Consider the following 14,252-nt stretch of genomic DNA (forward strand, 5'->3'; position numbering starts at 1 on the left):
TCACCCAGGGTAGGGGTCCACTGGGTCTTGTTACTCTGGGAATCGGCCGCTTCGGCCCGTGTCGTTACAGGTGGTGATGGATGTGGGCTGGCGACGCGTCCTGCTGGCCGTGGCCGCCATTCTACTGGTCGTCGGTGCAGGCGCGGCTTATGTCGTGGGCGTGGTGAAGGACTCCTCTCCGCAGGTCCAGACGGGTTCGGCCGAGCCGGACCTGATGTTCGTGGAGCTGGCGGACGGCCGCAGCAGGGTCCAGGAGACCAGCCTCGCCGACCCGTCCGGCCGCAACGACACGGACCTGCAGTGCCAGCGGGTTTACCGCTCCGCAGGCACCACCGTGTGCCTGAGGCTCGCGGGCCCGAACGTCTACGCGGCCGAGATCAGCCGCGAGGGGAAGGTGCTCGCCACCGTCCCGCTGCCCGGCGTGCCGAGCCGCGCGAAGGTCTCCAAGTCCGGCAACGTCGTGTCGTGGACCTCGTTCGTGACCGGCGACTCGTACCTCGTTCCGGGCGGATTTTCCACTCGTACGGGCTATTACGACGTCCGCACCGGCAAGACCGCTGACTCACTGGAGCACTTCACCGCCGAGGTCGAGGGCGCCCCGCTGTCCGCCCAGGACGTCAACTACTGGGGCCTGACCGTCGCCGACGACGACAACACCTTCTACGCCACGCTCGCGTCCGGCGGCTACACCTGGCTGGTGAAGGGCGACCTGGCCGCCGAGCGGGTCGTGTCGCAGCGCAGGGACGCCGAGTGCCCGTCGATCTCCCCGGACGGCACGAAGGTCGCCTACAAGAAGCGCATCGGCAGGCTCGGCCCCTGGGACCTCGCCGTGCTGGACCTGGCGACCGGCAAGGAGCTCCGCCTGCCCGGAACCGCAGGCGTCGACGACCAGGCCACCTGGCTCGACGGCGACCGGGTGGCGTTCGCGGCCGTGCCGAAGGACGCGAAGCTCGCCGCGATCCACGTCGTCCCGGTCGACGGCTCGAAGGACGCGGAGATCCTCGTCCACGACGCCACCTCGCCGTCCCCGATCTAGTCCTCCCTCCTTCTCCCTCTCTCCCACACCCCTTCGGTTCTCTTCCGGATATCGGAACAATGGGCTTGACGTTCCCTCACGTCACCACCCGAACCCGCTTCGCAACCCTTTTCAGCATTTCGACAGGGTGATCCAACTCGCATTCCTCATCCCCTGGTCGTTCTTCCTTCGGGGCCATGCTTCGTTCGTCGCCCGTATCGTCGATCACACCCCACCACCTGCGCGTCTTCTCCTACTCGGGTGTAGCGTCGAAGGCGGTGGCGCCACAGCGAACCGACGCCGCAGACCGACCAGGAAAGTGGAAGACAATGACGTTCCCGATTCTCGACGGCAAGGTGGCGATCGTCACCGGCGCGGCGATGGGCATGGGCTACGAAACCGCCAAGCTGTTCGCCGAAGCGGGCGCCAAGGTGATCGTCGCCGACTTCAACGCCGAACTGGGCGCGAAGGTCGCCGCCGAGATCACCGAGGCCGGTGGCACGGCGCACTTCACCAAGGTCGACGTCTCCAGCAGCGAGCAGGTCCAGGCCATGGTCGCCGAGACCGTCGCCACCTACGGCAGGCTCGACGTCGCGGTCAACAACGCCGCCCTCAAGCCCGACAACGCCCCCGTCGCCGAGTTCGACGAGGACTACTGGGACCGCCTGCTGTCCGTGGACCTCAAGGGCACCGCGCTCTGCATGAAGTACGAGATCCGCCAGCTCCTCGCCCAGGGCGGCGGCGGTTCGATCGTCAACATCTCCTCGGTCAGCGGCTTCCGCCCGCAGCCGAACAACATCGCCTACGTCGCCGCCAAGCACGGCGTGGTCGGCATGACCAAGGTCGCCGCGCTGGAGTACGGCGCCCAGAACATCCGGGTCAACTCCGTCGCCCCCGGCGCCATCGACACCCCGATGCTGCACGCCGCGCTGGCCGAGACCGGCCAGACCGCCGAGGAGTTCGCCCCCCAGCTGAGCCTGCTCGGCCGCTTCGGCCAGGGCCGCGAGATCGCGCAGGCGAGCCTGTGGCTGGCCAGCGACGCCTCCTCCTACCTGACCGGCACCACGATCCACGCGGACGCCGGCTACACGGCCCGCTGAGGCGGGACGCCGGGCTTCTCCCCGCCCGGAAGCCCGCCCGCCGCGCACGTCCAGCGCGGCGGGCGGGCGCGCCTCACCCGACGACCAGCTCGATCCCCGGCAACCCGCGCGCCCGCGCCAGCCGCAGCCCCTCGTCCTCCACCCCGGCGGTGACCCGCGCGTCGAGCGCAGCGAACGGCGTGACGGCGATCCGCAGCGCCTTCCCCCCGCTCCCGAGCCTGCTCCGCCACACCCCGGCGACCTCGCCGTCCACGAGCAGCGCCCCCGGCGCGCCCAACGCCCGCCACACCAGGCCCCGGTGCGCCTTCCCCGGCACCAGGAACTCCCGGTCGACCCCCTGCAAAAAGGGATCACCCGGCGGCAGCAACCGCACCACCCGCGCCTCGTGCGCCACCCGCAGCGCCTCGGCCGAGTCCGCAGGCAGGTACCCGCTCCACCCCCCGACCCGGACCTCCACCAGCCCGGACGGCCACACCTCCCGCACGTCCCGAGCCCGCGCCCCCAGGTGCCTGGCGACCTCGGCGGGCCCCGCAGGTCCGAGCACCCGCAGCAGCGTCCCGATCAACCCCGCCACACCCCGCGCCCGCTCCGGAGGCGCCCCGCGCCCAGGCGCGGGCACCAGCGACGTGCCCCGCCCCGACACCTCCAGCAGCACCCCCGCAGCCGCCCCGACCTGCTGGAACAGCGCTCCCGACACGTGCCGGGACCCGCACCCCGCGCAGTCGAACGTCAACGACTCCGGAACCGCCGCGCTCACCGCCGCGCTCGCGTCCCCCTTGCCGGTCTCCCCGGTCACCGCACCGCGCAGCGCGACCGCCGCGGCCTCGAAGGCGGCCAGCCCCAGCTCCGCCCCCGCCTTGATCTGCCCACTCCTGATCCGGGCCGTCGCGTCCGCGTCGGACATCGGCCACAACGCCGCGGCCACCGTCCCCAGCTCGCCGACCCGGTGCAGGTGCGGGGCCCCGCGCGCGGCCCACACCAGCCCGACCCCGTCCCCGACCTCGGGAACCCCGTCCAACCGGGCCACCAGCGCGGCGCCCGCCGACCCGTGCGGCGTGTCCTGCACCCCGACGTCCAGCACGGCCAGGTCGGCGACCCGCCCGACCGACCGGTCGAACTGCTGAACGGCCACCCGGTGCGCCAGCACGGCAGCGCGGTCGACCTCCAGCACAGCGGTCATCGCGGAGCGCCTCCCCGGTCGTTCGGGCCCCGCGCGGCGCGGGTCCCGAACACCCTGCCACCACCGGCCTGCCCCGACAACGCTTCCCCTCGGAGGCTGCCGGTGCAGGGAAACCTCCGGAGGCTGCCGGGGGACGCTCCCGAGGGCTCCCCGGAACGCCCCCGCTGGCTACGCCCCCGCCAGCTACGCCTCCACACCCAACTCCCGCCGGAGCACCCGCTCCAACTCCCGCCCGGCGTCCTCCCACGACCGCCCGACCACGCTCCCCGCCGCCTTCCGCGCCAGCGCGTCGAAGTCCGCCGTTCCCACCACGTCCCCCATCGCCCGCGCCAGCTCGTGCGGGGTCGCGCCCGCGTACCGGACGAACTCGTTGTCCAGCACCACCCGGTTGTGCTCGGCCTCGTTCACCACCGGCACGCACCCGGCCGCCAGCATCTCGTGCGGCACCAGCGACACGTTCGTCATCGACAGCGACAACCCCGCGTAGCACCGGTTGTAGATCCGGTTCAGCTCGTCGGGGGAGACCAGCCCGTGGTCAACGTGCCCACCCCCGAGCGACCCGATCTTCTCCCCGTACGTGTGCACCACGACCTCCGGGTGCTCCCGCGCGAACACCTCCAGCGCCAGCAGCCCCACCTCGATCGCCCGCCGGGGCGCGAGCCGCCGCGCGTAGAACACCACGCCGTCCCGCCGCACCCCGTCCAGCAGCCGGTACCGCTCCACGTCGCAGCCGAAGTCGAACGAGTCCGCCGCCATCCCGGCGTCGTCCCGCAGCTTCCCGGCCAGGAACCGCCCGGCGGTGAACCCGTGGAACCCCATCCGGTAGGTGTTCTCGGCCAGCGCCGACAGCCCGCCGCGCGGGAAGAACCACGGCTCGTAGTCCTGCACCAGGTAGAACCGCTTGCCCGCGCACGGGTCGGTGAACACCGGGTAGGCCGTCATCCAGGCCGTGGCGAACACCGCGTGCGCGTCCGCCATCCCGTCCAGCACGTCCCGGATCTCGCCCCGGAACCCCGGATAGGCGGCCCGGACGCCCGGCTCGTGGTCCGCCGCGCGGCTGCCGTACACGTCGTACAGGTACAGCCTGCACGTGTGCCCGGCCGCCTCCAGGTGCTCGATCAGCCGGAACATCGTGGTGTGCCCGCCCGAGCCGGGGGAGGGGGGCGTGCACACCCAGTTCACCACCAGCCGCCCGTCCGGCGGCACCGGCGGCACGACCACCGGCGGTCGCCGGGTCACGTCGGCGGCCCGCACGTCCTCCAGCCGGACCGGGAACACCTCCCCGTCCCCGCCCAGCCGGGCCGCGACCTTCCCGAGCGCCCGCGCGCCCAACTCCCGCACCCCGCCGTCCCGAACGATGTTCGCGACCTGGTGCACCCGCCGCCGAACGCTCACGCCCCGCCCCTCCGCAGCACGCCCACGACCTCACCCCGGAGCGGGTACACGACCGCCAGGTAGGCCAGCGACGACAGCGCGCCGCCGACCAGCAACCGCAGCAGCGGCTCGTCCACCGCCCACTGCACCCCGATCGCCACCGCGCCCATCACCACGCCGCCCAGCACCGGCCGGGCCACCGCCGCGCCCAGCATCCCCGGCCGCAGCCCGTACGGCCTGAACGCCACCAGGTACGCGGGCACGATGAACAGCAGCACCACCACGCTCTGCGCCGCCGCGACCCCCCGGATCCCGTCCAGGTGCGCGCCCAGCGCGAGCAGCGGCACCAGCGCCGCCAACCACAGCACGTGGATGTACAGGATCGCCTTCGACCGCCCGGCGCTCGCCAGGTAGTCGTAGCCCAGCTCCAGCGCCACCCGCAGCGCCCCCAGCAGCACGAGCAGCGCCAGCGGCGCCGCCGACGGCGCCCACCGCTCCCCGTACACCACCCGCACGATCGGGTCGCTCAGCGAGCCGAGCAGCACGCACGCGGGCACGGTCACCAGCGCCAGCAGCCGCAGCGCCCGCGCGAACGTCGCCGCGAACCGCTCCTGATCGCTCCTGACCTGCGAGAACGCTGCCAGTGACACGCTGCGCACCGGCTGCGAGAACGCGCCGACCGGCCAGTTCGCCAGGTTGAACGCCATCATGTAGAAGCCGAGCGCGGTGGTCCCCAGCAGGTGCCCGACCATGATGTAGTCGACGTTCAGCACCCCGAACACCAGCAGGCTCGCCCCGGCCAGCGGCAACCCGAACGACAGCGCCTCGCGCGCCTTCACCGGGTCGAACCCCGGCCGGTACCGCTGCTTGGTGAACGCGAACATCACCACGGCGGCGGTCAGGTTCGTCGCGATCCGCGACCACGCCAGGCTCCACGCGCCGAACCCCATCAGCGCCATGACGACCACCACGGTGGTGCCGACGACGAACGCCGAGGTGTCGGCCGCGAACTTGTGGTCCTGCCGGAACTCGCGCTGGAGCAGCGCGCCCGGAACCGCCGACGCCCCCGCGATGACCAGCGCGAACGACATCAGCCGGATCACCCCGGTCGCCTCGGGCGTGTCCATCGCCTCGGCGAAGTACGGCGCCCCGACCACGCAGATCCCGAACAGCAGGCACCCGGACAGGATCGACAGCGTCGTCACCGTCGGCGCCAGGTCCTCCACCGGGTCGTCGGTGCGCACCAGCGCCACGCTGACGCCCATCTCGCTGACGCTCAGCACGATGTTGAGCACCACGAGCGCCACCGCGAACACGCCGAACTGCTCGGGCGCGATCAACCGCGCCAGCAGCACCCCGATCCCGACCTGGCTGACCCGCTGGAGCAGGCTGTTGATCGCGCTCCACCGGATCGCCGACCCGACCCGACCGCCCAGGCCGGAGCCGGTGGCGGGATCGGCGGCCCCTGCCCCGGAGGCGGGATCGAGGGCCCCTGCCCCTGTCTCGCTCCCCGCTCCTGACCCTGCCCCGCCGCCCGGTCCGGTCACTGCCCGCGCCACTTCCACACTTGCTTGCCCACCCAGCCCATCCCGCGCTTGGCCAGGTGCGAGCCCACGAACAGCTGGGTCCGGCTGCACACCTTCGGCCCGAGCGCCTTCCGCCTGCCCAGCGCCCGGAACTCGGGCAGGTTCCGCGCCCCGCCGTAGACCTCCTCCGCGAACTCGGCCAGCTCGTCCGCCGGGATCTCGGCCAGCTTGTCCCGGTCGTAGGCGCGCACGGCCCGCCACAGGGCGTCCTTCGCGATCGACCGCTTCGCGAGCGCCCGCAGCATCCCCGCGCCGGGCAGGTCCGGGTGCTCGGAGAAGAACCGGTCGAACACCGCCTGCCGCTGCTCCAGGTCCGCGAACACCGAGGAGAACTGGGTGCGGAACATGCTCTGCTGGTGCACCCGGTAGTACGCGGCGGGCGCGCCCCGCACGTACCCGATGTCCGACACCGCCGCGATGCGCATCCACATCTCCAGGTCCCCCGCGTGCGGGAGGTCGGGGCGGTAGCCGCCGACGGCCTGCTGGACCGAGGTGCGCACGACCGCCTCAGGAGAGGACAGCACGTTCTGACCGGTGCGGCAACGGCGCTCGATCCAGTCCACACCGGACCACACGGTGGTCCCGGCGGGCGCGGCCACGATCGAGGGAAGGTCGTCGTGGTCCTGGTAGTAGACGACCCGGCCGTAGACCATGCCGACCCTCGGGTTGTCCCGGAACACCTCCGCCGCGCGGGCCAGCGAACCGGGCGCGAGCAGGTCGTCCGCCGACAGCAGCACCGTGTAGTCGGCCTTGGCCCACTCCAGCAGGCCCTCGTTGTAGGTGGCGATGTGCCCCTTGTTGACCTCGTGCCGACGGCCCTCCACGCGGGGGTCCTCGGCCACCAGCTCGGCCATGACCTGCGGGGTCTCGTCGCTTGAGGTGTCGTCGATGATCAGCACCCGCACGTCCACGCCCGGCTGGTCGAGCGCGCTGCGCACGCAAGCGCGCAGGAACCTGGCGTAGTTGTAGCAGGGTATGACGACATCGACCGTGGGACGTGCCGGGTCTCGAGTCACGCCCTACTCATCGCCCGCGCCCCCGGTTCGTTAACGCGGGCCCCTCCCGGCCGATGTAGGGGGTGGTTACCGGAAGGGGTTCGATGGACCACGTGATCTTGACGCGCTTCAACCTGCCCTCGCCCGGCGCGGAGAGCGTCGTGCGGGCGCGCGAGGGCTGGCTCACCGAGCGCATCGGGCTGTTCGAGCGCTACTGCCTGCCCTCGGTGCGGGCGCAGACCTCGCGGAACTTCACCTGGTTGATCTACTTCGACCCGGAGAGCCCGACCTGGCTCAAGGACCGCGTCGCCACCCACGGCGACACCTACACGCCGGTGTTCCGCGAGTCCGTGAGCAGGGATGATCTGGTGTCCGACATCACCGCCCTGTTCCCGGAGCGCGGCGACGAGCTCATCACCACCAACCTGGACAACGACGACGGCCTCGCCGCGAACTTCGTCGCCCGCCTCCAGGCCGAGGTCCCGCGCGCCCCGCGCACGGCTTACTACCTGGCGAACGGCCTGGTCAAGAGCCCGGACGGGCTGTACCTGCACCACGACCGCGACAATGCGTTCGCCTCCATCCGCGAGCCGTGGGACGCCCCGATCACCTGCTGGGCGGACTGGCACAACCGCCTCCACCGGCACGCCGCCGTCGCCTCCCTCGGGGGCGCTCCTGGCTGGTTGCAGGTGGTGCACGGGGGTAACGTCAGCAACCGGACCAGGGGTCGCCTGACCGCGCCATCCCCCTACCGTCCGCTGTTCGGCGAAGCCCTCAACGACGTCCCGGAACCCGCACAAAGCGTGCTTGCCCGTGACCGGTTCGTGGGACACCCCTTGCGGGTGGCACGGGACAGCGCGAGATTCGTCGCCAAGACCGCGGCGATGCGCCTGCTCGGCGCCGACGGCTTCGAGAAGGCCAAGAAGGCCATCGCCTCCCGCGGCCGAGCGTGACCGGCTGACGGGCCACCCCGGAACTGAAGGAGCGCACGACTGTGGTTCGTGCTCGTTTACTGGCCGCTGCCGCCGCCGTCCTGGCGCTCGCGGGCTGCACGGCGACCGCCGAGACCGTCCCCGGCCTCGACGACCGACGCCTGCCCGGCCCCACCCTGGACTACTACAAGCAGTGGTCCAACGGCCCCAACCCGACCGGTGACCCGTCGATCTTCCCCATCTCGGTGTGGATGCAGGACCCGTCCGGCATCGAGGACGGCGTCAAGCTCGGCGCCGCGTACCCGCAGGTCGGCGTCGACTTCACCATCGGCCTGTGGGACGACGAGTGGTGGTACCTGCGCCGAGAGGGCCTGCTGGCCACCAACTGGCGCGCCTTCGTCGACCCGCAGCGCGCCGACGTCGTCCTCGGCGACACCGCGCACGCCCGCAACTACGTCGGGTACCTGGTCGCCGACGAGCCCGACATGAACAAGGCCTACGGCGACGAGTTCCACCCCGACATGCAGCCCTCGGCCATCCTCGAGGAGGCGAACGAGATCCGGGCGAAGGACCCGTCCCGCCCGACCTACCTCAACTTCAGCCCGTGGATGGGCACCCCCGGCGGCGGCGTCGGCTACGGCTACATCGAGAAGTCGTACGAGGAGGACATGCGGACCTACTGCTCCGCCGCCGACCTAGTCTCGGCCGACTTCTACGGCTGGACCCACCCCGACCGCGACCACCGGGTCGGCGCCTACACGTACGGCGAGGTCATCGACACCATGCGCAAGTGGTGCGGCCCCGACAAGCCGATCTACGGCTTCGTGGAGACCGGCCACCCGCACGACAAGGGCGAGACCATCACGCCCGACCAGCTGGAATCGGCCGTCTGGAACACCATCCTGCACGGCGCGACCGGCATCAACTACTTCGCGCACAGCTTCCACACCGACGGCACCGGCGAGTACGCCAGCCTCCTGACCAGGGACGACGTCCGCGAACGCGTCAAGTCGGTCAACGAGCGCCTGAAGTCCCTGGCCCCCGTGCTGAACTCGCCAAGCCTGGCCGGCGTCTCCGCGAAGAGCGACAACGGCATCCCGGTCTCCACCCTGCACAAGGTGTCCGGCGGCAAGCACTGGGTCATCGCCCAGACCGACGGCAACGCCGAGAACCCCAAGAGCAAGGCCGCCGAGGTCGAACTCTCCGTCCCCCTGACGTCCGGCACCGCCACCGTCGAGGGCGAGAACCGCACCGTGGAGATCAAGAACGGCAAACTGGTAGACGACTTCGCCCCCTACGGCGTCCACATCTACCGCTTCTAACCCCACTCCCCACCGCTCCGCTCCCCACTCCCACCGCTCCCTACCACCCCACTTCCCACTTCCCACCGCACCGGCCCGGTCACCTCAGGTGACCGGGCCGACTGCTGTCCGCCCCCGCCCCTCCCAACCGTCCTTTGTGGATCTTAATCGCTCACCCGTGACGATCCCCACTCGAACGGGGTCCGACGAAGATCCTTCTGTGCCTGGAAGTCCTCCCCCGACACGGGTCGGTCACGCTCTGTCCTCTCCGGACTGAAACACGTTCGGGTGAGCCTGCGATGGGTCGTTGCGGGACCCGTCAACAGGAAGGCCGGAGAGTGCTGAAGCAGTTCCACAAGGCGACCGCGGTGTGCGGCGCAGCTGCCGTGGGAGCGACCCTCCTGCTGGCCCCCGGCGCCGCGCTCGCCGCGCCCGCCCAGAAGACCGCCGCCGCGCCCGCGTCGCGCGTGCTCGGCTACGTCGCCAACAACGGCGGCGGCGTGTCCGTCCTGGACACCGCGACCGACCAGGTGACCAGCACCGTCAACGGCGGCGACGGCGCGAACTCGCCGTACGGCGTCGAGGTCGCCTTCGACGGCGCGCGCGGCTACGTCACCAACGTCCGCGACAACACCCTGACCGTCTTCAACACCGTCACGAACGCCGTCGAGGCGAACGTCCCGGTGGGCGACGGCCCGGCGGGCGTCGTGGTCTCGCCGACCGGCGCCCAGGTCTACGTGAGCAACTACCGCTCCGGCACCGTCTCGGTGGTCGACACCGCCACCCTGACCACCACGGACACCATCGCCGTCGGCCCGAACGCGGACGGCGTCACCCTCAGCCCGGACGGCGCGCGCCTGTTCGTCGCCCACGACGTCCCCGGCCAGGGCACCGTCTCGGTCGTCGACACCACCACGAACCTCCAGCTCCTGGACATCCCGACCGGCGCCACCCCGACCGACGTCGCGGTCACCCCGGACGGCTCCAAGCTGCTCGTGGTCAACAAGATGTCGACCAACGTCGTCGTCGTCAACCTGACCGGCCTGCTCACCAACAGCAAGGTCGTCGCCACCATCCCGGTCGGCTGGGTGCCCCACGGCATCGCCGTCGCGGCCGACGGCAAGCGCGCCTTCGTGACCAACAGCGAGTCCGACTCGGTCACCGTCCTCGACCTGGACAAGCTGGCCCCGGTCACCGACATCGCGGTGGGCGACCGCCCGATCGGCGTCGCCCTGACCCCGGACGGCCGCAAGGCGTACGTCACGAACTTCAACAGCAACTCCGTCTCGGTCCTGGACACCCAAACCCTGTCCGTCACCGCCACCGTCCCGGTGGGCACCAACCCGGTGGGCGTGGCCGTCCACACCATCGCCGACGCCGCGACCACCCTGACGGCAGGCAAGGCGACCGTGAAGTTCCGCCTGTTCGGCACCACCATCAACAACCTGACCGCGACTCTCGTCGAGACCAACTCCGGCAAGCCGGTGGCGGGCAAGGAAATCACCTTCACCACCCTGAAGGGCACCAAGCTCTGCACCGCGAAGACGAACGCGGCAGGCGTGGCGAAGTGCGACGCGAAGGTCCTGATCATCGTCGGCCTGTCCGCAATCCTGGGCGGCTACACCGCGTCCTACGCAGGCGACACCGCCCACGGCAAGTCCGTCGCACGCGGCTGGAACTACCTGGGCTGACCAGCACCACCCGCACCACCCACACCACCGCGCCCCACCTCCACACCGGAGGTGGGGCGCGGTCGTACGCGAACACCACCCCACACCGGAGGTGGGACGCGGTGGCACGCGAACCCCACCCCGCACGCACCGGCAAGCTCACCGCACTCCCAGCCCACAGCCCAGACCGCTTCGCGGGCTGCGGGGCGAGCGAAGCGAGCCCACGCAGCCCCACTCCCGCGTCCCTCTTCTCCGTGTGGCCTGGCGAAGCCCGAGCGCAGGTGTCAAGATGCCGCCGCACTGTGCGGCAGACCGCCCGAGTCATACGGCGTCTTGACGCCTGTGCTTGCCTGAAAGGAGGCCACACGGAGAAGTGGGACCCCACCCACCGCAGTGGTAAACGCAACCACCCCCGAAACGGTCACCGGCCGGCAGAGCCCGTGTCCCCTCTTTTTTGGAGGTCTGCCCCGCCGGCGAGGCGAGCCCTTCAGCTCTTGCCCTTCCCCCCCCACCCCACACCCCCTCCGGCAGACTCCAGAACGTGAAACACCAAGAGTTCGGTGACGCCGTGCGCCAGCTGCGGGAAAGCACACCCCCCTCCGCGCTCGGGCTCCCCGAAGGCCGCAGACGGGTGCGGGGCCTGCGCCGTGAAGAGCTCGGCGAACTGGCCGGCATGTCCGCCGACTACGTCCGCCGCCTGGAGCAGGGCCGCAGCCACCCATCAGCCGGAATCGTGAACGCCCTGGCCCGCGCCCTCCGCGCCAGCCGGGCGGACTACGAACGCCTCTGCGCCCTGGCCGGTTACGCCGCCGTGGACGGCCAGGTTCCCACCGAGATCGGCTCCGGCGCGACGAGGCTGCTGGAGCGGTTCACCGACACCCCGATGTTCGTCTCCGACGCCGCCATGAACATCATCGCCGTGAACAGCGCCTTCCTCGCCCTGGGCCACTGGGACCTCACCGGCGACCCCTGGGACTGGAACGTGGCCTGGCGCACCTTCTGCGACCCGTTCAACGGCTTCCGCCAGTCCGCCGCAGACGCCACCGATCACGAAACCGTCCTGGTGGCCCGCCTGCGCACCGCACTCCTGCGCTACCCGGCCGACGCCCAGCTCGCCGCCCTGATCGACGAGATGCGCAGCCGCAGCGGCCTGTTCGACACCCTCTGGCGCGAACCACGCCCGGTGACCGCCTACGAGAGCAGCGCCGCGTTCGTCAACCCCGACGGCGACGCCGTCACGCTCGTCGGCAACCTGCTCGCCATCCCCGGCGACGACCTGGCCGCCCTCATGCTCACCGCCGCCCCCGGCTCTGCCGACGCGGCACGGCTCGCCGAGCTGGTCGAGAGCGCCGGTCAACCCACCATCACGAAGGTGGGCCAGCGCGGCCCAGGATAACCGCGCCGGACACTGCGAAATTAGTCCTCGTCTTCAGGAACCACCGATCCAGCAGCCACCTCAGGGTGGCCGCGGGTCAGCGGGACCGGAGGCCTTCACGAGCTGGACACCGGTCCAGCCCACGAAGCCGTTGACGTCACTAACGAAGCAGGTCCCACCATGAAGGCAGTGCGCTTCCACCAGTTCGGCGGTCCCGAGGTCCTCGTCCACGAGGACGTCGAGCAGCCCACCCCCGGCCCTGGACAGGTCCGGATCCGCGTGGCCGCGACCTCGTTCAACGGCGTCGACGGCAACATCCGCGCCGGGTTCATGCAGGGCCCCATCCCGGTTGAGCTGCCCCACACCCCCGGCATCGACGTCGCGGGCACCGTCGACGCGCTCGGTGACGGCGTGACCGACCTGGCGGTCGGCGACGAGGTCATCGGCTTCCTCCCGATGACCGCCCCCGGCGCCGCAGCCGAGCACGTGATCGCCCCGGCAGAAGCCCTCACCGGCGCCCCCAAGGGCATCCCGCTCGCCGACGCGGCGGCGCTCCCGCTGGTGGGCCTGACCGCCTGGCAGGCGCTGTTCGACCACGGCGGCCTGACCGCAGGCCAGCGGGTCCTCGTCAACGGCGCGGGCGGGGCGGTCGGCGGCTACGCCGTGCAGCTGGCCAAGGAGCTGCGCGCCCACGTGATCGCCACCGCAGGCCCCGGCAGCGCCGCGCGCGTCGAAGCCGCAGGCGCCGACCAGGTGATCGACCACACCACCACCGACGTGCCCTCGGCGGTGACCGACCCGGTGGATCTCGTGCTCAACCTCGCCCCGGTCACCCCGGAGCAGCTGGCCGCGCTGGTCCCGCTGATCCGCGACGGCGGCGTCCTGGTGAACACCACCGTCTGGATGCCCGCCCCCTCCGACGAGGCCAGGGGAGTGCGCGGCATCGACCTCTTCGTCCGCAGCGACGCCGACCAGCTCGCCGACCTGGCAGCCCGCGTCAGCACCGGCGAGCTGCACGTCGAGGTGGCCCAGCGGGTGAAGCTGGCCGACCTGCCCGCACTCCACGCCCAAGCAGCCAAGGGCAGCCTGCCCGGCAAGACCATCGTCCTCGTCACCGCCTGACCTTCACCCCCACCCCCGTCCTCCCCCTTCCCCCCTCACCAGGAGAACCCGCTGTGATCCCCGAAGACGACCAGTCCCGCTCCCTCACCATCGCGAACCCCGACGCCCCCGGCACCACCCACGTCTCACTCGTGGGCAACACCTACGCGATGCTGATCACCGGCGAGCAGACGAACGGCCAGTACTGCCTGATCGAGATGCGCGTCCCCGACGGCGGCGGCCCGCCCCCGCACCGCCACGACTTCGAGGAGATGTTCACCGTCCTGGAGGGCGAGATCGAGTTCACCTTCCGGGGCGAGAAGCACGTCGTGCCCGCCGGGACCACCATCAACATCCCGGCCAACGCCCCGCACAACTTCCGCAACACCTCCGGCGCCCCCGCCCGGATGCTGTGCATGTGCACGCCCGCAGGCCAGGACGAGTACTTCCTGCGGATCGGCGACGTCATCGAGGGCAGGGACGCCCCCGCGCCCCAGCTCACCCCTGAAGAGCAGGCCGACCGCCGCAAGCGCGCAGCCGACCTCGCACCGCAGTACCGCTCCGTGTTCCTCTGACCGATCGACCTGGTGCGCAGCGCTGACCGATCGCCGCGCACCGGGTCA

General features: G+C 71.4%; 12 protein-coding genes. 8 read left to right on the top strand and 4 right to left on the bottom strand.

Annotated features, from left to right (window positions below; translation table 11 throughout):
* Positions 1-76 precede the first annotated feature (76 nt).
* Positions 77-1,036 (top strand): TolB family protein, encoded by a 960-nt coding sequence (locus LV78_RS18640; RefSeq protein WP_253846654.1) that lies wholly within the window; start codon positions 77-79, stop codon positions 1,034-1,036.
* A gap of 308 nt (positions 1,037-1,344) precedes the next feature.
* Positions 1,345-2,115 (top strand): SDR family NAD(P)-dependent oxidoreductase, encoded by a 771-nt coding sequence (locus LV78_RS18645; RefSeq protein WP_253846530.1) that lies wholly within the window; start codon positions 1,345-1,347, stop codon positions 2,113-2,115.
* 73 nt (positions 2,116-2,188) lie between these two features.
* On the opposite strand, the gene LV78_RS18650 is transcribed toward LV78_RS18645, so the two are convergent.
* The 4 genes from LV78_RS18650 to LV78_RS18665 all read right to left on the bottom strand — a co-directional run bounded on the left by LV78_RS18650 (position 2,189) and on the right by LV78_RS18665 (position 7,271).
* Positions 2,189-3,295 (bottom strand): DNA glycosylase AlkZ-like family protein, encoded by a 1,107-nt coding sequence (locus LV78_RS18650; RefSeq protein ID WP_253846531.1) that lies wholly within the window; start codon positions 3,293-3,295, stop codon positions 2,189-2,191.
* Positions 3,296-3,478: 183 nt separating this feature from the next.
* Positions 3,479-4,690, bottom strand: coding sequence for a rhamnosyltransferase WsaF family glycosyltransferase (locus LV78_RS18655; protein ID WP_253846532.1), 1,212 nt, complete (start codon positions 4,688-4,690; stop codon positions 3,479-3,481).
* A complete protein-coding gene (locus LV78_RS18660) occupies positions 4,687-6,228 on the bottom strand; it encodes a lipopolysaccharide biosynthesis protein (RefSeq protein ID WP_253846533.1) in 1,542 nt (513 codons plus the stop codon). Before LV78_RS18660 ends, LV78_RS18655 begins: the two co-directional genes overlap by 4 nt.
* Entirely contained in the window at positions 6,213-7,271 is a 1,059-nt protein-coding gene (locus LV78_RS18665; protein ID WP_253846534.1) for a glycosyltransferase family 2 protein, read from the bottom strand. Before LV78_RS18665 ends, LV78_RS18660 begins: the two co-directional genes overlap by 16 nt.
* Before the next feature lie 83 nt (positions 7,272-7,354).
* Here LV78_RS18665 and LV78_RS18670 point away from each other — a divergent pair, with 83 nt between their 5' ends.
* The 6 genes from LV78_RS18670 (at position 7,355) to LV78_RS18695 (ending at position 14,204) form a co-directional block, all read left to right on the top strand.
* The gene (locus tag LV78_RS18670) at positions 7,355-8,203 is read left to right on the top strand and encodes a glycosyltransferase (RefSeq protein ID WP_253846535.1); all 849 of its coding nucleotides are present in this window, start codon (positions 7,355-7,357) and stop codon (positions 8,201-8,203) included.
* A gap of 41 nt (positions 8,204-8,244) precedes the next feature.
* A complete protein-coding gene (locus LV78_RS18675; RefSeq protein ID WP_253846536.1) occupies positions 8,245-9,504 on the top strand; it encodes a hypothetical protein in 1,260 nt (419 codons plus the stop codon).
* A 365-nt stretch (positions 9,505-9,869) separates the two neighbouring features.
* Entirely contained in the window at positions 9,870-11,174 is a 1,305-nt protein-coding gene (locus LV78_RS18680; RefSeq protein ID WP_253846537.1) for a beta-propeller fold lactonase family protein, read from the top strand.
* 520 nt (positions 11,175-11,694) lie between these two features.
* A complete protein-coding gene (locus LV78_RS18685) occupies positions 11,695-12,549 on the top strand; it encodes a helix-turn-helix domain-containing protein (protein WP_253846538.1) in 855 nt (284 codons plus the stop codon).
* A 159-nt stretch (positions 12,550-12,708) separates the two neighbouring features.
* Positions 12,709-13,650: an NADP-dependent oxidoreductase gene (locus LV78_RS18690; RefSeq protein ID WP_253846539.1), complete on the top strand. Its 942-nt coding sequence runs from the start codon at positions 12,709-12,711 to the stop codon at positions 13,648-13,650.
* A gap of 53 nt (positions 13,651-13,703) precedes the next feature.
* On the top strand, positions 13,704-14,204 hold the full coding sequence (locus LV78_RS18695; RefSeq protein ID WP_253846540.1) for a cupin domain-containing protein: 501 nt from the start codon (positions 13,704-13,706) through the stop codon (positions 14,202-14,204).
* Positions 14,205-14,252: the final 48 nt, after the last annotated feature.

This window comes from Actinosynnema pretiosum (assembly GCF_024171695.1).
GTDB classification, from domain to species: Bacteria; Actinomycetota; Actinomycetes; order Mycobacteriales; family Pseudonocardiaceae; genus Actinosynnema; species Actinosynnema pretiosum.

What these genes read in the sequence shown, in the direction of transcription:
- LV78_RS18650 (WP_253846531.1), bottom strand. Translation starts at nt 3,295, where the DNA reads ATGACCGCTGTGCTGGAGGTCGACCGCGCTGCCGTGCTGGCGCACCGG.
- LV78_RS18670 (WP_253846535.1), top strand. Translation starts at nt 7,355, where the DNA reads ATGGACCACGTGATCTTGACGCGCTTCAACCTGCCCTCGCCCGGCGCG.
- LV78_RS18645 (WP_253846530.1), top strand. Translation starts at nt 1,345, where the DNA reads ATGACGTTCCCGATTCTCGACGGCAAGGTGGCGATCGTCACCGGCGCG.
- LV78_RS18690 (WP_253846539.1), top strand. Translation starts at nt 12,709, where the DNA reads ATGAAGGCAGTGCGCTTCCACCAGTTCGGCGGTCCCGAGGTCCTCGTC.
- LV78_RS18640 (WP_253846654.1), top strand. Translation starts at nt 77, where the DNA reads ATGGATGTGGGCTGGCGACGCGTCCTGCTGGCCGTGGCCGCCATTCTA.